Annotated in this window: 12 protein-coding genes and 1 tRNA gene; 4 read left to right on the top strand and 9 right to left on the bottom strand. The window is 66.8% G+C overall.

The genetic code is table 11. The features are described from left to right. Positions 1–154: 154 nt before the first annotated feature. The 7 genes from BLT16_RS11835 to BLT16_RS11810 all read right to left on the bottom strand — a co-directional run bounded on the left by BLT16_RS11835 (position 155) and on the right by BLT16_RS11810 (position 13,330). A complete protein-coding gene (locus BLT16_RS11835) occupies positions 155–784 on the bottom strand; it encodes a hypothetical protein (RefSeq protein WP_089658717.1) in 630 nt (209 codons plus the stop codon). 56 nt (positions 785–840) lie between these two features. Next, the gene (locus BLT16_RS11830) at positions 841–1,833 is read right to left on the bottom strand and encodes a hypothetical protein (RefSeq protein WP_089658716.1); all 993 of its coding nucleotides are present in this window, start codon (positions 1,831–1,833) and stop codon (positions 841–843) included. 60 nt (positions 1,834–1,893) lie between these two features. Beyond that, positions 1,894–2,877 (bottom strand): hypothetical protein, encoded by a 984-nt coding sequence (locus BLT16_RS11825; RefSeq protein ID WP_089658715.1) that lies wholly within the window; start codon positions 2,875–2,877, stop codon positions 1,894–1,896. A gap of 121 nt (positions 2,878–2,998) precedes the next feature. Beyond that, positions 2,999–4,066, bottom strand: coding sequence for a WD40 repeat domain-containing protein (locus BLT16_RS11820; protein ID WP_218124444.1), 1,068 nt, complete (start codon positions 4,064–4,066; stop codon positions 2,999–3,001). Positions 4,067–4,100: 34 nt separating this feature from the next. Next, on the bottom strand, positions 4,101–5,519 hold the full coding sequence (locus tag BLT16_RS20640) for a hypothetical protein (RefSeq protein ID WP_143025066.1): 1,419 nt from the start codon (positions 5,517–5,519) through the stop codon (positions 4,101–4,103). A 10-nt stretch (positions 5,520–5,529) separates the two neighbouring features. Beyond that, complete coding sequence (locus BLT16_RS11815; protein WP_089658713.1) at positions 5,530–7,944, bottom strand: hypothetical protein; 2,415 nt, start codon at positions 7,942–7,944, stop codon at positions 5,530–5,532. Further along, positions 7,937–13,330, bottom strand: coding sequence for a VWA domain-containing protein (locus BLT16_RS11810; RefSeq protein ID WP_176817225.1), 5,394 nt, complete (start codon positions 13,328–13,330; stop codon positions 7,937–7,939). The genes BLT16_RS11815 and BLT16_RS11810 overlap by 8 nt, the downstream gene beginning before the upstream one ends. A gap of 158 nt (positions 13,331–13,488) precedes the next feature. On the opposite strand from BLT16_RS11810, the gene BLT16_RS11805 reads away from it, so the two are divergent. From BLT16_RS11805 to BLT16_RS11795, 3 genes are read left to right on the top strand one after another with little or no spacing between them, the layout of a single operon-like run. After that, the gene (locus BLT16_RS11805) at positions 13,489–14,022 is read left to right on the top strand and encodes a putative pterin-binding protein (RefSeq protein ID WP_089658711.1); all 534 of its coding nucleotides are present in this window, start codon (positions 13,489–13,491) and stop codon (positions 14,020–14,022) included. Beyond that, positions 14,022–15,797 (top strand): sensor histidine kinase, encoded by a 1,776-nt coding sequence (locus BLT16_RS11800; protein WP_218124443.1) that lies wholly within the window; start codon positions 14,022–14,024, stop codon positions 15,795–15,797. Before BLT16_RS11805 ends, BLT16_RS11800 begins: the two co-directional genes overlap by 1 nt. After that, positions 15,794–16,873, top strand: a complete 1,080-nt coding sequence (locus BLT16_RS11795) for a response regulator (RefSeq protein WP_089658710.1) — start codon at positions 15,794–15,796, stop codon at positions 16,871–16,873. Before BLT16_RS11800 ends, BLT16_RS11795 begins: the two co-directional genes overlap by 4 nt. On the opposite strand, the gene BLT16_RS11790 is transcribed toward BLT16_RS11795, so the two are convergent. Continuing rightward, on the bottom strand, positions 16,870–18,882 hold the full coding sequence (locus tag BLT16_RS11790) for an NADPH-dependent 2,4-dienoyl-CoA reductase (protein WP_245701619.1): 2,013 nt from the start codon (positions 18,880–18,882) through the stop codon (positions 16,870–16,872). The two genes, BLT16_RS11795 and BLT16_RS11790, sit on opposite strands and share 4 nt — an antisense overlap. 131 nt (positions 18,883–19,013) lie before the next feature. On the opposite strand from BLT16_RS11790, the gene BLT16_RS11785 reads away from it, so the two are divergent. After that, entirely contained in the window at positions 19,014–19,922 is a 909-nt protein-coding gene (locus BLT16_RS11785; RefSeq protein ID WP_089658708.1) for an alpha/beta fold hydrolase, read from the top strand. A gap of 54 nt (positions 19,923–19,976) precedes the next feature. Here BLT16_RS11785 and BLT16_RS11780 read toward each other — a convergent pair. After that, positions 19,977–20,053: transfer RNA gene (locus BLT16_RS11780), tRNA-Asp, on the bottom strand. Positions 20,054–20,071: the final 18 nt, after the last annotated feature.

The raw sequence follows: 20,071 nt of genomic DNA, 5'->3' as shown, positions 1-20,071 counted from the left end.
CCCGTTACCCCTCAGAGCGCGTTTCCTCGAGCAAGTTCGTTGAATAACGTTGATCGTATGCGGGACTTGTACTGCAGAAGGCAGGAATCGCCGGGGATGCCCCCGGCGTAATGTGCGGTTCGTTGCATCGTAGCGTGGCGAGCGCTCGGCGGCCTCAGCGTGCAGCCTGCTCACGCACAGCGTCGAGGTCCCAGTCACGCAGCAGCTCTATCGCAACGTCCGGAGCGTCCAGGTTCTGCCCGTTCACCTGCAACAGGATGCGGCTATCCAACAGCAGGGAGACCTCGGCCCGGGCGCGATCAGCTTCCCACTTGACGATGGCCGTCTCGCGCCCCATGCGCTCGCGCTCGAGCTCGGGCTGGGCTGCAATCAGTGCGGGATTGTTGAACATCGCCGCCATGCCCTGAACCATGGGATTGTCGACCATCAGTGTCGCTTCCATCTGGCCGTCACCGCCCTCCTGGCGATATTGGCGCTCGACTATGGCGCCACCGCCCCCCAGCAAGGCGGCTGCCCCGCCGCCTCCGGCTGACTGGGCCTGCTCGGCGCTCCAGCCCGACGGGGGCTCGGGAAACGTCTCGGCGATGCGGCCGGATACCAGGCTGCGGATATCGCTGATAGCGAATTCCAGCTCGGCGATGGCGCCACCATAGTCCTCTTCCTGATAGCGCTCGAGGCCCAGTTCGATCTGCTCGACCACCTCATCGGCCAGCGCCGTCGCGGTGACCGGCAGCGTCAGGACGCTGCCCAAGAGCGCAATACCAAGCGTGCGTTTGTTATCCATGGTGGCTTTCCTCCTTCATGTGGCATTTCAACGCAGCAACCAAGCAGGTCACTGGGCTATTCATCTTCCAACGCCAACCAGCGCAGGTTACCCGCCAGGTGCACATCATCTTCGCCGCTGGCATCGATGCTGAACTCGGCGTCGAAGCGCTCGCCGTTGGCCACCAGCGTCAGCTCGCCGCTGACCTCATCGACCTCATGCTGGGTGAACCGGACCCGCACGGCATCATCATCGCGACCTGCCTGGACCGGATAACTGCCGGCGGATGCGCCCGAAGGCAGGTAGAAGTAGACCCCGTTGCCCATGTTCAGCATGTTATCGCGGCTGTTGGCCCGGGCAAACCTGGACTCGGTTTCGCCGTTGACGGTCATCTCATAGTCCACCTCGGACTGCAGCGTCAGCGGGAGATCCTTGACCGCCCCCTCGCTCGCCACTCGGCTTGCATCTTCGCCACGCCCATCGGCGGCCTCCAATTGCCAAGCCGCACTGACGTGTTCTCCGTACTCATCCAGGTAGACGCTGCCCGAGACCTGGCGCGAGAAGGTCCAGGCCATGCCATCGCCCCGGACATGGGCCTGGGCCTGATCGTCATCGGCATCGGAAAAACTCGCCACCTGATAGCGGTTACCCGCCTCGGCGCCTTCGGGCAGTACCAGCGACACCCAGGCACGCACGACATTGTCGGGATCGTCCTCGTGTGTGGCGTCGGTATAAATTGAGATAGCGTAGGGCCCCTCGGCATTGCTACCCCGGCGGGAAGCCCCGCCCCCTCGGGCGGGCCGGAAGTTATCGTTGCTGACCCCGCCGTAGCGCGGGTCATCCGCCGTGGTGTATTCCCCCGTGGAGGTGGCGGCACCGCTGATTGACAGCGTCGACTCGCCGCTCGGCACACTCTCCAGCAAACCTGCCAGCTCGCCGCTGCCAGCGCCGGAGGTGTCGGCTTCATTCCCTGCTTGCTGGGCATTGGACGCGTCATCGCACCCCGCCAACAAGCCCAGACTGGCGACAAGCACGCCTACCCGCCAGAGGCCACTGTTCAATTGGATCATGTCCGTTTAACTCCTAGCCGCATCGGTGTTATTCACTTGCTACCGGCCCACTCAGCGCTACTAATGTGTGGCTTCGGCCCCCTGCGCATGGCCGCTGGTCGCTGCCGCCTCGCCGGCCTTGCCCTTGAGCTTGCGGAACTTGGCAGAGAGGCCATCCAGCTTGGCTTCCCACTCGGGATCAGGGGTCTGCCCCTCGATGGTCTTGAAGTAGGCCTGCATCATGCAGGTGATGGCGAAAGGCTCGAGCACCGCCACCTTGACGCTCCAGGCGAACAGCAGCGCCACCACCACCCCCGTCGCCGACCAGCCGCCGGGAATCAGATAGGCCACCAGGGCCGCCGGCGCCAACATGATCAGGAAGATGACGAAGGAGAGCCCGTAGACGATCAGCGCCAGCCAGGCAGCATTCTTGAACATCGGCTTGAGGTTCTGGCCGTACAGCACCAGACCGTCCCGAGACGCTCCCCAGGGATTGTCGGCCCGGGTGCGAAAGCTATAGGCGAGGATCACCTCGTCGATGAAGCCCACCGCGATGCGCAGAAACATCTGCAGCAGCCGCAGAAACTGGCGCGCGCCGGGAATCGGCAGCAAGCCGAAAATGCCACGGACCAGGCCGGTGAGGACACGCAGCACCCCCTTGATCAATTGGTCCACGGCGAATAGGGCGCTGGCCTGGCCAAAGCGTTCCTTGACCGATGCCGTGGCATGCTGGATCTGGCTACGTCCCTGGGGCAGCGACTGGCCGTCGAGCAGTTCCACCAGCACGGCAATATGCCCGGCCTTGACCATGTAGAGCAGATACTCACGCAGTACGTACATGACGACCCCGACGATGCCGAAGCCGGCGACGCCGCCCCAGAAGGTGCTGGCGGCACGGAAGCCCTCATCGCCGAAGCCGCCGATGCCCCAGCCGACCCCGGCGCCAACGCCGGTCATCAACACATAGGCCAGCGCCACGCCGAAATAGACGGCCAGCCGAAATAGGATAAAAGGTAGCGTCTTGGCCATCAGCCCCAGAGACTGACCGATCCGAAAGTCCCACATGGGTCCCCCTAGCGTATGAGCAGATCATCAGGTACCGACAGACTAGACGGGCATCGACCCCGTGGCCCCCTTCATACGAACGGGGCCACTGGATCGTCCCGGCAGTGTTCCGCCATGGCCACTAGACACAGGGTCGGGTCGTCCACTCATCCGGCTCGGTGGGCCCACGCCGGCACTGGTGCTTGCGCTCTATCCGCACCAGCTCCCAGCGGCCATCCTCCCGCGGCGTGAAGGTCAGCCGATAGCGCCAGGCCCGAGAGGCATCGTCCTTCAGGTTGTTCAGAGTGAGCATGACGCGCACCTCGCCCGAGTCCCGCATCCACTGCTCGATACGCTCCTCGGTCACGGGGTTGGGCAGCTCCCTGCTGTAGTGGTCCCGGGCCAGGGCCACGGGATCATGCGTGGTGGTCACGCCGGGAAGGTCGAGGACGAGATAGTCCGCCTCGGCGGCCATCTCGGCCTGCCAAACACGCAGGATCGGCATGGGATAGGTGGGCGGCTGGCCGGCCCAGGCCAGTCGCATGCCCTCCTCACTCAAAGCGAGCGCAGTGGCGGGGCCCTGCCTGGGCATCGGCAGCTCAGCGGCCGCCGCCTCCGCGTCCCCCTGGGGCAACAGCCCACTGGGGAAGTGCTCGGCGCGCTCAGCCACACCGCCCGTCTCCAGCGAGTAGCGCTGCACGTCGCGGCCGCAGGCTGCCCATACACTGTCCCCCGTGGCCGAGAAGGCGACTTCCCGACACCCCTGCCCACCCGCCAGGGCCTGGCGCGGTTCACCGGTTGCCGGGTCCCAGAGCTTGAGCGAGGCATCGGGCATTACGCCGGGGTTCCAGCTGGTACTCGCCAGGAGACTGCCATCGGGACTGAACGCCAGGCCGGTGACGGGCAGCGCGCGGTCCACCTCCGGGGAGCGATGGCCATCCAGCCGGTGCTTGAGCCTGCCAGACGCCAGGTCCCACACCTTGAGTGACGACTCGGTGGCGCTGGCCAGAAGCGCCCCGTCGGGAGAGAACGCCAGTTGGGTAACGCTCGCCTCCAGCTCGAGCTCATGCTGCATGTCGGCGGCCGACCAGTCCGGCGAGCCACCGTCTTGTGCCCAGGCCAACGAGGCGCTCACCGCCAGGCCAAGGGCAATGACATAGCGCCACCCCCGCCGCTGGACATCAGAGACACCTGACCATCGATGAAACATCCTCACCTCCTGCATCGGAGAGCCTTGATTCCGCTCAGTGGGACATCGGCAGCGACAGCGTTTCGACGACGGCGACGCCGCCATACTCGAACTCGAGCGTCTCGACGTCCGCGGGATAGCGATAGAGCAGCTGGAAGTGACGCGGCTCATCGTCGGCCGGCAGCCAGAAGGGGTCCGGCTGCGGCAATGGACCGGCCTGGTAGACGCCCAGCAGCTCTCCCTCTGGCACACGCGGGCTCAAGCGGTGGCCGACTTCCATCATGCCGCCAACCTCGCCCTGGTTGGCCATCGCCGCCTCGATCCGGACCAGCGTCTCCCCCTCCTCGGCGACGTGGCCGGCGAAAGCGTCATGCAGCACCAGGTCATGGACCCGAAAGCGGATCGGACCGTCCTCTATCATCTCTCGCGGTTCGGCGTCCGGCTCGCGCTCGCCGTCCTCCAGTGCAAAGCGCAGCGCCGGGCGAATCTCGGAGGAGATACCGGTACCGCCAAACTGGGGCATATAGGCCACCAGCTCGATGTGCTCGGCGTCATCGGGTATCGGGAATACCGCCTCGCCGCCGGCCCAGGCATCGGGCAGCAGCGCCGGATCATCCGCCAGGTTGCTGAGCTCGAGGTCACGCACATAGGCGTGGCGACCGTCCACCACCGCCTGCAGCAGTCCCGGCGCCTCGATATACTCCATGACGCGTCGCAGCGCGGCCTCGGCATCGGGCTCGGCCGACGCTTCCAGCGCCCGGGCATCCACCGGCGTGCGCCACTCCCCTTGGCCGCGCAGGTCCACCACCAGCCACTGCATCCCCTCGGGCGACACCTCACCCTGCCAGCGGTCATGACGGCCGACGCCGTGAACGCCCAGCGACAGAAGATCATGGCTCGCCTGCCAACTCGCCGCGTTGCGCCCCTCATCGGGGTCGGCGCGCTCGCCCAGCAACGGCACCACGATGGGCGCGTACTGGTCGTGGTAGTAGTGCAGCGACAGCTGCGACAGCGTCTCGTCGGGCACGGCGAATGCGACCTCCCCCTGGCGCTGGGCCCCCGCCCGGGGCAGCACGAACTCATCCTCCAGGGCCGAACCGTCCGTCAGGGTCGGCCGCACCACCTGCCGGTCATCCACCAGCAGGTAGAGCTGGCGCTCCAGCGAGGCCACCAGCAATGGCTCGGGATAGCCCAGGCCGAACACCAGGTCGCTGGGCATCCAGCTGTCGAAACGTACGTCCAGTGTGGCCCAGCGCTGCCCGGGCGGCGGCGCCTGGCCGTTCAGCTCGTCGCTGAAGGCGATGTCCTTGACGTGCAGGGTGAAGGCACGGTTGCAGCCCAGGGCGGGCAGCCCCTCCCGCACCACCTCGGCGCAGGGCGATTGGGCCGCCGCCGGCGTCGCCGCCCCCAGGCCGAGCAAGGCCAGCAGCCCCGCCATGCCGAGTGCGGCCTTACGCGTGAGTGGCTGATTCATTGGCATCTCCTCAGTTGCAGCGGCCCCAGGAATCGACGATGAATTCGGATCCGGCGTCGGCCACGTCGCCAGCTGCCTGGCTGATGCCAGCCGAGTTGAGCCGGTCGAAGGCGCCCCCGGACACCAGCTCTCGCCCAATGACGATATTGATGTCATGGGCCTCGGCGAGACCGCCCAGGCCGGCGCTGACGGCGCTGCTGATCATCTCCTGGGCGGCGGCGTCCTGGGTGCAGCACAGCGGATCGCTGGCGGTAAACAGGCAGTCCCAGATGCTCTGCACCATGCCCACCGCGCCCATGGCGTTGTCGCCGGCACTCATCAGGGTCAGGATCCCCTCGACGAACTGACCACGGCGATCTCTCCCGTAGCCCAGCAGGTCGCCGGTGGCGGGATCGAGCTCCCACCAGGTCTGCGCATCATCACGTGCCGGCGCGTCGGGCAGAAGCAGTGCCTGCCCCTGGTCCAAACGCGCTGCGAAGTGCGCCTCGAGGTCGGGGTGCGGCTGCCAATCGAGTTCCAGCAGGCCGTCCAGGCTCACGACGTGCCGCCACTCGGCTCCTTCGTCGAGGTCATGCAGGAAGGCCTGGGCGGTGTTGCCCAGGGCGGCGCGCTTCTCCACCGCCAGCTCGGCCTCCAGCAGGGTGTCCAGCGCCCCCTGAGCGATTCGTGTCTCCGCCACCGCCTCGCCGTCGGGCACTGCGACGCGATTGTCGAGGATGTCGAAGCCCTCGCGGCGCCGGTGCTCGCCCGCCTCGAACTCCATCAGCGTCACGTAGCCCAGCAGATTGAGTCGCGTCAGCGCGACTCGCTCGGGATAGGGGCTGTAGGCCAGTCGCATGGCGGCAAGCTGATCCAGCACCAAGCGACGGGTGCTGCGCGATTCCAGGGCTTCGCCGATAAAACTGTCATCGCCCCGGGCGCCGAGGTAGGTCCCGGCCAGGGCCGCCTGGCGATTGTCCATCAGTCCCTCGTAGTGCCAGGCGGCCAGCTGGGCCGGTTGCACCCAGGTCGTCTGGCCGAGCACCTCCAGGGTGCTCAACAACTCGACCGCGCGCTGCTCGCGGAGCGCATCGTCGACGTCGAAGGTCTCGACACCCGCGCTGCGCCGTGCGGGACCGATCAGATCCATCACCGGACGTTCGACGGTATCTGTCTTGCGGCCCGGCGCCTCGGTGTGGAAACGCGCCATCACCGCAGTCAGCTCCGGCGGGGTATCCGCCGCCCCGGCGCTCAAACCGCCGACGCTCACTTCGCCCAGGGCACTGCCGGCCTCGCCGAAGGCGCCGGCAATGGAGGCATCCGAGCCAAGCTCGACCACGCTGCCGTCGGCCATGATGGCGTCCTGGCGCTCGAGGCTGTCGCCCAGGCGCAGGTAGGGTACCCACTGCTCCTGATCAAACAGGGCCTGCGGCAAGGCATCGAGATCAACGCTTGCGTCAAGCAGCGACTGGGGCGACGGCATCTCCATGGGGTAGAGCTCCAGGTGCAGCTGCCGCCCCAGCAGCTCGGCGGCAGGCATCCGGTGCGCGAAGGCCACCGTCTCGTTTAGCCGATCGCCCTCGAGCTGCTCGGCCACCACTTCGATGGTCAGCCAGTGGCGTGCATCCTCGGGAAGCGCCTCGGGATAGTGACGCTCGACGTCGCCCGTCTCAATCAGACGATCTCCCTCGGAATGCCCGGGGAGGGCCGGATCGTAGTCCAACCAGCCGTCGTCGGTGCGTCGCTGCACCCACCAGTGGTCCGCCGGGACAGCCTGCGAGGCGTCGGCGGCCGCCAGGGAGCCATCCAGCAGCGCCGTCAGCGCCTCGGCCTGGCGTCGGCCGTCGGCCAACAGCCGTGTCTGCCGTGCGTCGGCCGACGCCCGCTGCTCAAGCAACGATTCGGCCAGCTCTCCGGGGTCGCTCTCGAGCCGCTCGGCCAGTGCCGCGACAGAGGCACTGGACAGGTCCATCTCGACGGCGCCGTCCGGCCGCCAGGCCACCGGCTCATTGGACCAAGCCGACTCGAGCCGTACGAGCGCATCGTCCGACAGCGCGGTGCGGGCCAGACGCACCGTGTGACCGGCCTCCTCCATCAGCGCCGCCAGCAGCAGGGCACGATCCAGACTGGAGCCCATACGATCCTGCATCACCCCGTGAGCCCCGCGCAGCTCTCCGGCATAGGGCAGCCAGCGGGTCTCGTCGCGCACCCAGGCAAAGAGCGCATCGGGGTGATTCCCCACCGCCTGCTGAGCATCGCTCACCCTGAGGTTCTCCCAGGGCAGTTCCTGGTAGGCGTCGCGCACGTTGCGGTCGAGGTTCAACACCCGCTGTTCGAGATAGCGCTGGTCGCTCTCGCTCATGCCGGGCGCACCCGGGCACATCATCGCTGCCGAGGCCATCGGCGCCAGCGTCAGCGAGAGGCCCAACAGGGCTAGCCTACTCATCACGCCCCACCTCCAATGTCTTGTGCTGATTCGCTCCCACGCTGAATGCCCGACGCTGCTCACCCGCCTGGGTTTCCACCACCAGCTCATACTCGCCCGCGTCCAGCTCAACGGGGTCGTCATCCACGCGTCCCAGCGCGACCTCGTCGCCTTCGGCGTCGAGCACCCGCCAGGTGGCGGCCAGCGCCTGAGCGAGCCCTTCTATCAGCTCGTCGCCGTCGTGGCTGTCGAAGTATTCCCCGCCGCCCTGGGCGGCGAAGCGCTCGAACTCGGCCTGCAGGCCTATCTCGTCGATATGAAAGCCGACGATATTCAGGCGCACATCGACGCCCTCCTCGATCAGCGCATCGACTGACGCGGCCACGTCACCGTCGCAGGTCTCCTCGCCGTCGGTGAGCATCACCACCAGCCGCGGCTGGTCCTGGTAGCCGTCGAGGTCATCAAGCACCGCGTCGATGGAGGCCGCCAGCGGCGTACGCGCCAGGTTGATGGCCTGGATGTCCGCCATGACGTCGCGCACCTCGTCGTGATTGCCGGCACTGGGCGACACCAGCAGCTCGGTCTCGCAGCTGTGGGGTTGGGTATGCCCGTAGGCGCGCAGGGCCACCGGCACCTCCTCGGGAATGCGTTCGTCGAGGGTCTGCTGGACGATGCGCCGCGCCACCTCGATGCGCCGCCCACCTTGCATCTGGCGCAGCATCGAGCCCGAGGCGTCGAAGATCAGGTGCACCACACCGCCGGCTACCGCCGGCTGCGCCGAGTCGGCGTTGACCACCGCCAGGCTGCCCGGCTCAGGCGGTTCCTGGTAGCGCTGCTCCACCGCCAGCATGAACTCGCTGGGCTGGCGCAGCTCGCGCATGCCGGCCTCAAAACCGCGAATCAGGTCGGTGCGGTCGACGGCATAGCGATAACGACCATCCGCCACCTGGGCCCAGCTCAGCATCTGATTCTGGTACCAGCGGTTCTCTTCAGTGTCCTTGCGTGAGCCATGGGTGATCTCCAGGCTGAAGATCCGCGGCCGAATCTCGGAAAGCGGCTCCCAGGCCGCCAGGTCACGACCGGTCTGTTCGGCGTCGGTGATCAGGAAGATCGCCCGCTGCCCTTCGCGCTGCGCCAGCGCGCGGCTGGCCAGGGCCAGCGCCGGCTCCGAGTTCGAACTACTGAAAGTACCGTCATAGGCCGCAAGGGTCTGGGCCACTTGGTCGGGTTGGGTGGCCCAGCCATCGATCAGCAGGGGGCCGCCCAACGGCAGCATGTTGAAGACTTCCTTGTCGGGCGCCAAGCTCTCGGCAAAGCGGTTCAGCGCCTGGTAAATCGCCGGTTGGTGAGTGGACAGGCTGCCGCTGCCATCCCACAGGAAGACGATGGAGCGCGGCGGCTCGGTGACCGTGAGGCGATACTCGCCTTGCGGAATATCCACCGCCTCGGCCTGGCGGCGTCCGCTGCCGGCCGCTGACCAGTCGAGCGGCACGATCTCACCTTGCGGGCCATGCAAGGTGGCCCGCAGCCGATCGCGCGCCGGCTCTTCCAGTTCAAACGCCAGGGTGTTATCCGGCGCCTCGAGCGTCAGGGTGTAGTGACGCGTATCCCCGGGCTCGTCGACCCTCCCCACGACCCGTTCGGCGAGGGCATAGGGGGCCTCGGCGTGGCTATCGAGGTCCTCGACCTCAGGCGCCTGCACCTGGCCATCCTGTTGCTCCGCCTCCCGCGGGCCGCGGGGACTATCCAGCCCCCAGTGACCGAGAATCGAGCGACCGCTGCCCAGGGCGTCTGCCTCGAGTGCCTGCAGCGCTTCGGGAATTCGCCAACTGGCCCGACGCTCGTCTTCCGGCACGGCCGGCTCGTCGAAGACCAGACGCAGGTAGCGCACCTGCGGTGCGTCGGATAGCACCAGGGTCGCCACACCCTCAGCGTCACGCGAGAGGCTCCAGTCGGCCTGGTGCTTCCAAGGCCCTACCGGTGATTCCATCGCGGAGTACACCGCCACCTCCTCCACCGGCAGGCCGTCCCAGTCGAGGTTCTCGATCCAGCGCAGCTCATCGATACGCGCCGCTCGCTGCTGGAGAAAGGCGAAAACCATCTCGATACGCTCGCCGTTGATGCGCTGGCCGCGACTCGCGCGCCGCTCGCCCATCAACCCGCGATGGCTGTAGCGCTGTCCCTGGAAGCCGTAGAGGCGATCGATATCCGGCAGGGTATAGAGCCAGTGCCCGCCCAAGTCGCGGTCCAGCAGGTCGTGATGCCGTTCGGCCAGTTCCCCGCCAGGCTCCCCCAGCACCCGCAGCTCGCCACTGCCGTGGCGAGAGCGCCGACGCTCACCGTCGGCAAGAAATATCGACAGCGGCCGCAGCTGCACATAGCGTGCCGCCAGCGGCTCATCGAAGGCGAAAAACTGCTCGCCGTCGCGGCTGTCCAGCTCCAGGGTCGTCACCACCTGCAGATCATCAAGGGACTCGCCCAGCGAGATCTCGACCGCTTGCCAGCGATAGCTGTGCGCATGCAGCGAGCGCTGATTGAAGGCCAGGCCATGCACGTGGCCCCCGTCACCGGCCAGACGAATCGGTGGCAGGGGCTCGCCCGGGTCGGCATCGACTTCGATGGAGCTGCCCGCACTGGCCATACCATCGATCAGGAAGTTCCCCCCGCGGGCGATGCCACCCAGGTCGCTGTCCAACGCATCGTTATCGGTGTCGACGAAGTACGCACCCAGCCCCTCCCAGGCCAGATCCACCTTGCCGTCGAGCGGCTCGGGCACGCTGGCAACCGGCTGTGGATCCAGGGCAGCGGCCGACGGATCGATGTCCAGATCATGGCGCGCCGTATGCTCCCCCACCGCTACGAACAGCGACGGCGGATCACTCTCCAGCAGCTCGGGGGGCAGCGTCCAGGTCAGGGTCAGTTGGCGCTCCTCTCCGCCCTCCAGCGTGAGGGATTCAGGCAGCCCCTCAAGCGACCAGCCAGCCTGGCTGGCGTGGGCTTTCAACGGCAGTTCCAGGGGTGTCTCATCCTGATGGCTGATTGTCAGGCGGGTCTCGATGCGCTGAGCGTGCGGCTGGAAAGGCGCCACTTGCCGGCTCTCGCTGTCCAGCTCGATCTCGATGGGCGCCGTGTCCGGTCTATACGGCTGCGCTGGATCTTCCAGGGTCAGGCTGCTAAGACGACGACCCAGTGAGGCCCGGAGATACCACTGCTCCCCCCCGGGTAGGGTCACGGCATGACGATGCCGTTCGTCAGTCTCCTCGATCTCGAGCTCACTGCCCGCGGCATCCACGAAACGCAGTCGATCCCCAGGACGCCGCGCCTCTACATGCAGGGTGCGCGGCTGCTCGGTAACGGGCAGTCGCAGATAGCCCTCGGTATCATCCACGCCCCCCATCTCGGCATCGATGATGCCATCCTCGGGGACCAGAGGCGCCTGCTCAACGTCCTGCGCAAACCCGATCGCCCCCTGATGGTGCCAGGGATCGCCGATGCCGAGTCGAACGGTGTAGGACGCTTGCGCAGGCGACTCCCCCTCGAGTCGCAGGACATAGTCGCCGGGGGGCAGCATCCGACTGATCCGCGTGGCCTCCTCCAGGTCGAGGGTGCGCAGCAGCTCGTCCCCCTGCCAGAACAGCCGGGCCTCGAGCGTCCCGTCTGCCGGTGGCTCGACATCCAGCACCAGCCGGTTGGCGCCGGGCAGATGAAAGTGGAAGTGGTCTTCATCATCCTCGCTGTGGAAATGCCCCTCGACGGAGGCGCCCAACCATAGCGGATTGGCATCCTCCGGCTCGTCGTTGGGCTCCATCTCGCGGCCCGGCTGGGGCTCTCCCAGGGGCAGGGCCTCGAGACGATAATCGCTGTTTTCTCCTTCGAGGCGCACCTGATAGCGCCCCGGCAGCAGACGCACCGGGCTTAACCGCCGCTGCGGCAGCGGGTCCCCGCGCCGGGACTGCTCACTGTCGAGAAAGGGGCGACGATCGCCATCATGGTAGAGCGCCAGGCGTTCGATGGGATCGCCTTCGGCCTGGAACGCCCAGACCTGAGTCTCATCGCTGACCAGGAGCTCGAACCAGGCGGTATCTGCCCCCGCGAAACGGCCCTGGCGGACCTCATCAGCCCTGAGCACCGCAGCCCAGTCGCGATCGTCGTTGGGGGTATCCACCCAGCCTTCCCGATCGGGCAAGTCCGTCTCGATCAGCCGCACCTGGGTGGGTATCGGGTCATCGGCCCGCCGCGACAGTCGCAGCTGCAGCAGGTAGTCCCCTGCTGCAAGCTGCATCTGATCGAACAGCGCCTCGGCTGGCCCATCCCGACACACCGGGTCACGGTCATCGCGCTGGCTCAGGCAGACCTCGATATCGCGATCCGTGTCGCCCACCACATCCAGGCGCTGACCCACCGCCGACTCATCCAGGGAGAAGGCCAGGTACTGGCGCTCGCGCGGCACCAGCTCCAGCGCCATCGTCTCGCCAAGCCCGAACCACCGTGCCTCCTCCTCCGACGCGGCCTCGCCCGCCACGACGTCTTGCTCATCCGCAGCAGGCGCGGGGCGTTGACCATCCTCGATCAGCGCCAGCCCGACCCGACCAATCGCGCTCCCCTCAGGGTTGCGCAGGTGCAGGCGAACGTCCCCGGCAAGATCCAACTGCCCCCAGTGGTGCTGCACCGGTGAATCCGCCTGTACCTCGGCAATCCGCTCACCGGCGTCATTCTCGATCCAGGCGTCCAGCGATACGCCCAGTTCACCCAGCAGCTCGAGCCGCCATAGCAGCGCCTCGGCATCCTCTTCCGGCCGCAGGGGGATCTCGTGCTCTGGCACATCGAGATGGAAGAACCACTGTCGATCCGGCGTCACCTCCAGGTCATCTGCTTCGTCGGGCCCCACCTGGCCACGCACCCGCAAACGTCCGGCTTCGGTCAGGGCCAGCTGGTACTCGCCCCCCGCCGCCTGGGGCAGTAAGCTGATAAGGTGCTCTCCTGGCGGAACTATCAGCTGCTGGAGACGCTGCCTGGGCTGGGATGCACTGGCTTCGAGGGACAGCAGTCGTGTCTCCACGGCGGCGGCCTCCTCGGGCTCTGCCTCACCGAACTGGGCGACCCCACTCGGCGCCGACGCCTCTTCCTCGGCGGGCCAGGAGAACCGCGCCTTGATGGCTGCCTCGGTATCCCCCTGCAGTTCGATCTGCCACACCCGGTCGGTGTCGTTGTCATCCAGCCCCCACCAGAACAGGTCACGATCATCGCCGGATACCTCGCCGACCAGCCTCGCCTCGCCGCTAACCGACTGGGCTTGCTCAGGCGTGTCATTAGGTTCTTGTGAGAACGTCATTTGCGGATAAGCATCGACACCCTGCGCCACTACCAGTGCCAGCAGCGCCACACCCGCTCGGCCTGCGACTCGCATCCTGATTCCCCTGCTGTTTTTGTCTGACCCCAGCCTAGTGCACACCATCAAGGCTTCCCCCGTTCATTCAGACGGGGACAGATCGCAGGCGTCACCGGAAGATGAGAGTCACAATATTCGCTATGGTGACCCTACCCCCATCGCCATATGAGGCCATCATGCTAGCGCGCGACGACTCCGACATTACCGCCGTCTCCTTTCGCCTGCGTGCCGCTGGGCTGCTGGCAGGCATCGCCTTGCCTGTCGCAGCCGCCGCACTCCCGCCTCCCGACACCACACCTCTACTCCGCGTCAGCGGCGATATCGCCACCCCCAATGTTGGCGAGGAGGCGCACATCGACCGCAGCCTGTTCGCCAGCCTGCCCCGCCAGACGCTGGATACGACAACCGTTGTCACCGATGGCGTCAGCCACTTCGAAGGGGTCCTGATGCGCGACCTGCTCGATGCCGTCGGCGCTCAGGGAGATGAAGTCGTCGCCACGGCGCTGAACGACTACATCATCGACATCCCCATGCAGGATTTTCACGATTACGATGTACTGCTGGCCGACACCATGGACGGCGAAACGCTCACCCCCCGGGACAAGGGGCCGCTGTGGATCGTCTACCCGCGTGACGACCACAGCGAGCTACAGGACATCCGCTACGACTACCGGTGGGTGTGGCAGCTCGAACGACTCGAGATTCGCTGATGGTCTGGCGCCGCCGCCCGGCCTATGCCCTGCCGGCCCTGGCGATGGTCGCCTTCGCCGGACTGCTGACGTTCTCCCTGGTGCGATTGATCCAGGTCGAGCAGGACATGCGCAGCAACGTCAGCGAAAACATGCTGTGGGTTATCACCCAGGCGCAGGTGGCCAGCCACCGGCTCGATGAAGAAGTGCATCGCCTCACGCTGGGTGACCCGTCCGCCCGGCCGGCACTCCGTTATGACGTGCTGACCAGCCGGCTGGTATTGCTCGATGAGGGGCCTCAGCGTCGCTACCTGGCGGCGCTGGGGTTCGCCGAACGGGTCGATGACGCCTTCGAACGCCTGGCGGCCATCGAACCGCAACTCGACGCCATCGCGTCAGACGCAGTGGCGGTGGCCGATAGCATCCATGCCGAGCTCAAGCCATTGATGCAAGATCTCAACCGCATTGCCAATGCCGTGATGGTCGAGGAGTGGGAAACCACCGGTGAACGCCTCGACCGGCACCGCGACAGCACCCTGCAGGTGATCGCGTCGGTGGTGGGACTGATGCTCTGCGGGTTGGCCCTGGGCTATTTGCTCATTAGTGCGCTGCGTCAGCGCCGCGCCGCCCAACAGGCGCTGGCCGAGCATCGCGACCAGTTGGAAGTCGAAGTGGAACGTCGCACCCAGGATCTCGAGGCGGCGCGACATCGCGTGGCCGCTGCCATCGATACGGCACCGGACGCCTTTGCCGCCTTCGATACCGATGGACGGCTGGCATTGGTCAATCCCAAGCTGATCCAGATGCTGCCCGAGGCCAGTCGCGCACTTACCCTGGGGTGCTCCCTCGAACACGCCCTGGCGGTACTCCGTGAGTGCGACGATAACGGCGAATTGGAGGACGCCGCCAACGATCCTCGCGAACGTACGCTACGCTGCGACCTGCATATCCCCGAGCTGGGCTGGTTGCAGCTGACCATGAGCGCTAGCCGCGATGGAGGTCATGTCATGCGGCTGGCCGATATCACACCTTACAAGCAGGCCACCGAGGCGCTGCAACGCGCCCTGCAGCGCGAACGCGGCGTCAGCGACTTCTACCGCAGCTTCGCGGCCATGGTCTCGCACCAGTTCCGCACTCCGCTGGCGGTGATCGACTCCGGCCTGCAGCGCCTGCAGCGGCGCGGCGAGCGCCTGGGTGGCGAGGAGCGACAGCAACGCTACCGACGCCTGCGCGACGCGGTCGCTCACATGACGCGTCTGGTAGGCAGCTCGCTGACCGCCGCCCGCCTGGATGGCGGCCAGATCGAAGCCGCTTCGACTCGCTGCGACCTGCGCCAACTGGCGGAGCAATGCTGTCGCCTGCATGGCGAAGCCAGCGGCACATCGCGCATCCACCTGAGCCCCAGCGATGACGCGCCGATCATGGCCTACTGCGATCCCGTGCTGGTCGAGCAGATCCTCACCAACCTGCTCTCCAATGCCCTCAAGTATTCGCCCGATGACAGCGCCGTCGAGGTCTGCCTGGGGCATGACGAGGCGGGCATCTACTGTGCCGTTCGCGATTACGGCCGCGGCATCGACGCAGCGGATCAAGCGCAGCTGTTCGCACGTTTCTTCCGCTCCTCCAATGCCACCGACCAGCCTGGCATCGGACTGGGGCTCAATATCGCCCGTCATCTGGCACGCATCCAGCATGGCGACATCGACGTCCATTCGCGCCCCGGCACAGGCACCACCTTCCGCTTGCTACTGCCGCATGCCGATACGGCCGCTATTGAAACGGGAGAGGCTCAATGACACCCACCACGGCCCCGCGATCGCCGCTGATCCTATGCGCCGAGGATCAACACGACCTGCGTCACGACATCTGCGAAGAGCTCAAGGAAGCCGGCTACGGCGTGATCGAAGCCGCCGACGGCGACGAGGCAATGCGTCAGCTCGAGCAGGCGGCTCCCGATCTGATCCTGTGCGATATCAACATGCCGGGGCATAACGGCTACCGCATACTCGAGGACATCCGCCAACGCCGACCCGACCTTGCCGATACGCCTTTCGTGTTTCTCACCGCCCTCTCCGGTCCTAGCGAAATCATCGACGGCAAGCGTCTCGGCGCCGATGACTACCTGGTCAAACCGGTGGATTTCGACCTGCTGCTGGCCACCGTCGATGCCCGCCTGCGTCAGGTGCGGCGCATGCGTCATAAGGCCCACGAGGAAATCGATGAGTTGCGCCGGGCCATGGGCCAACTGCGCCACGAGATCTCCCAGCAGGCCTTCGGCGCTGCCACCCGTGCGCTGGACCTGGTGGCACCGGGCATGGTGCTGCTCGACCACGACGGCAAGCACCTATTCGCCAACCGTCAGGCCCAGCAACTGGTCTGTGAGCAGAATGGCCTGCGCCTGGACGACTCCTTGATGGCGCTCGGCAAGCGTGACTCCAGGACCCTGAAGAAGATGCTCGACGACGCCCTGGCCGCTAGCCAGGCAGGTGAGGACACGACCCGCTGCCTACGCCTGCCGCGCCCCGGCGAACGCCGTGACCTGCTGTTGCTGGCCTGTTCGCTCCCTCATCCCGATACGGCGATGGTCACGGCCCCTTCGGTAGTGATAATGCTGGCCGACCCCGAGCACCGCGGCCAGCTCTCCCAGCAAATGCTGGCCAGCCTGTTCGGCCTGACGCCCGGCGAGGCACGCATCGCCGTGGCGCTGGCCGAGGGCTGGCGCACCGAGGAGATCGCCGAACGGCTGTCGATCGCCACCACCACCGTGGCCTTTCACTTGCGCAACCTGTTCCAGAAGACCGACACCCACCGCCAGGCCGATTTGATCGCCCTGCTGCTGGCCGGCTCAATGGCCTGCTACGCCGACGCCTAGAGCCGCGCCGCCAGCCGCGTCCCCTGATCGATGGCGCGCTTGGCATCCAGTTCGGCGGCTTCATCAGCGCCACCGATGATCTCCACCGCCACACCGGCCGCCTGCAGCGGTGCCAACAGTTCACGCACCGACTCCTGCCCGGCACACACCACCACGCTATCGACCTCGAGCAGGCGCGGCTCACCGTCGTGGCGGATATGCAGGCCAGCGTCGTCGATGCCCAGGTACTCGCAGCCGGCCAGGCTCTCGACACCGCGCTGCTTGAGCGCGGCACGGTGCACCCAGCCGGTGGTCGTGCCCAGGTGCTTGCCCGGCTTGGAGGCCTTGCGCTGTAGCAAGTACACCTGGCGCGGCACCTCGGGGCGCTGGCGCGGCTTGAGCCCGCCGCGCTCGGCGACGCCCAGGTCGACCCCCCACTCATCGCACCAGGCATCGCGGTTCAGCGCGGGATGATCGGCGTGGGTCAGCAGCTCGGCGACGTCGAAGCCGATACCGCCGGCGCCGATGATCGCTACCCGCCGACCGACCCGCTCGGGGTGGGTGATCGCCGTGGCATAGCTCATCACCTTGGGGTGGTCGCTGCCCGGCAGTTCGAGACGCCGCGGCCGTACGCCACTGGCCAGCACGACCGCGTCGAAATCGCGCAGCGCATACGGGTCGGCCTCGCAGTTGAGGCGGACCCGCACGCGATGCTTGTCGAGCATCACCTTGTAGTAGCGCAGGGTTTCGTCGAACTCCTCCTTGCCGGGAATCTTACGCGCATGGTTGAACTGGCCGCCGAGCTCAGCGGCGCGCTCGAACAGCGTGACCCGGTGGCCGCGGCTGGCCGCGGTCACTGCAGTGGCGAGCCCGGCGGGCCCGCCGCCGACTACCGCGATATCGCGCGGTTCGGCAGCGGGTTCGATGACCAGCTCAGTCTCATGGCAGGCGCGGGGGTTGACCAGGCACGAGGTCAGCTTGCCCTGGAAGGTGTGATCCAGGCACGCCTGGTTGCAGGCAATGCAGGTGTTGATCTCGGCGCTGCGCCCCCCGGCGGCCTTGGCCACCCACTCGGGGTCGGCGAGGAAGGGGCGCGCCATGGAGACCATGTCGGCATGGCCGTCGGCCAGCACGCTCTCGGCCACTTCCGGCATATTGATACGGTTGGTGGCAATCATCGGAATCGACAGCGCCTCCTTCATGCGCCGCGTGACGTCGGTAAAGGCTGCTCGCGGCACGCTGGTGACGATGGTCGGCACCCGCGCCTCGTGCCAGCCGATACCGGTATTGATCAGGCTGGCGCCAGCGGCCTCGATAGCGCGCCCCAGGGTCACGATCTCGTCCCAGCTGCTGCCCTCTTCGACCAGATCGATCATCGAGAGTCGGAAGATGATCAGGAAGTCCTCTCCCAGGGCGGCGCGAATCCGGCGCACGATCTCCACCGGGAAGCGCATGCGATTGTCGAAGCTGCCGCCCCAGGCGTCGTCGCGCTGGTTGGTGCGCCGACACAGGAACTGATTGATCAGGTAGCCTTCGGAGCCCATCACCTCGACCCCGTCATAGCCCGCCTCGCGAGCCAGCGTGGCGCAGCGCACATAGTCGTCGATCTGCTGCTCGACCTCGTCAGCGGAGAGGGCCCGCGGCATGAACGGGTTGATCGGTGCCTGCAGCGCCGAGGGGGCCACCAGCTCGGGCGAGTAGGCGTAGCGCCCGGCATGCAGGATCTGTAGGCACAGCCGCCCGCCCTCGGCGTGCACCGCCTCGACCACCGGCCGGTGACGCTCGGCCTCCTCGCCACTGGTCAGTTGGGCGGCACCTTGGAACACCGCACCTTCGGGATTGGGTGCGATGCCGCCGGTAACGATCAGCCCCACCCTGGCGCGGGCGCGCTCGGCATAGAAGGCGGCGAGGCGCGCAAAACCGTCGGGCGCCTCCTCGAGATTGGTGTGCATGGAGCCCATCAGCACGCGATTGGGCAGCGTCACACTGCCTATGGTGAGGGGACGGAACAGGTGTGGATAGTCGGTCACGGTGGCTGCCTCATTTTCGGCAAGATTCAAACAACTGTATGATAGTTCTGCGGTAGAGTGTAGACGAACCGCCCAGGGACTCAATCCCGACCAAGGCCGTAACGGCATTCCGCCATCGCCAAGGAGCCCGCATGTCCGACCTTGCCGTCACCCCCGTTGAACGCCACTCGGTGCCCCTCGAGCAGGGCGCCATACACCTCACCCGCTTCCGCCCGGCGGGGACACCGCGCGGCTGCGTGCTGTGCTGGCATGGCGCCATCGAGTCGGGGCGTATCTTTCACAGCCGCTCGGGCAAGGGCCTGGCCCCATGGCTGGCGCGCCAGGGCTACGAGGTATTCGTCGCCGACCAGCGCGGCCGCGGCGAGGCGCCGCCGCGGCCCGCCCGAGGCGTTGCGTTGGATCAGACTGATGTCATCGTCGATGAGATCCCCGCTGCCATCGAGGCCTGCCTGGCGCTCTCCGGCGCCGAGCGACTGCATCTGATCGCCCACTCCTGGGGCGGGGTGCTGTTTGCCTCGAGCCTGGCACGCTTTCCGGCGCTGCGCGATCGCATTGGCCGCCAGGCCTACTTCGGTACCAAGCGTAGCGTGAAAAGCTGGACGCCACAGCGGCTGCTCTATGTGGATCTGATCTGGAAGGGATTGGCGCCGCTGGCGAGGGGACTGTGCGGCTACCTGCCGGCGCGGGCGCTGCGCTGGGGCAGCGACGACGAGTATGCCGGCAGCCATCGCCAGGGCGCCGACTGGGTACGCCCAAGGCCCTGGATCGACCGCCGCGACGGCTTCGACTATGCCACTGCACTGGCCGACGGCGGCCTGCCACCGGTGCTACATATCGCCGGAGCAGCGGATCGTGCGCTGGGCCACCCGGATGACGTGGCACGCTTCGCCGCCGAGTGCGGCCCACACCGCCAGCGCCAAGTGACGCTGGGGCGCGACCTGGGGCTCGACCGCGATTACGGCCACCTCGATATGCTCACCCACCCGCAGGCGATGCAGGAGATATTCCCACTACTGATCGAATGGTTCGAGGAGGGCTGACAGCAAAAACCCCGAGCCGGAGCTCGGGGTTTGCAGAATTCGTAAGTGTCGATATGGCGGACCGGACGGGACTCGAACCCGCGACCTCCGGCGTGACAGGCCGGCATTCTAACCAACTGAACTACCGGTCCGCATGGTGGGTGATACCG

Source organism: Franzmannia pantelleriensis, from assembly GCF_900102875.1.
Taxonomy (GTDB): Bacteria; Pseudomonadota; Gammaproteobacteria; order Pseudomonadales; family Halomonadaceae; genus Franzmannia; species Franzmannia pantelleriensis.
Note: the sequence above shows the minus strand (reverse complement) of the source record. Positions and strands in the feature narration are given on the sequence as shown.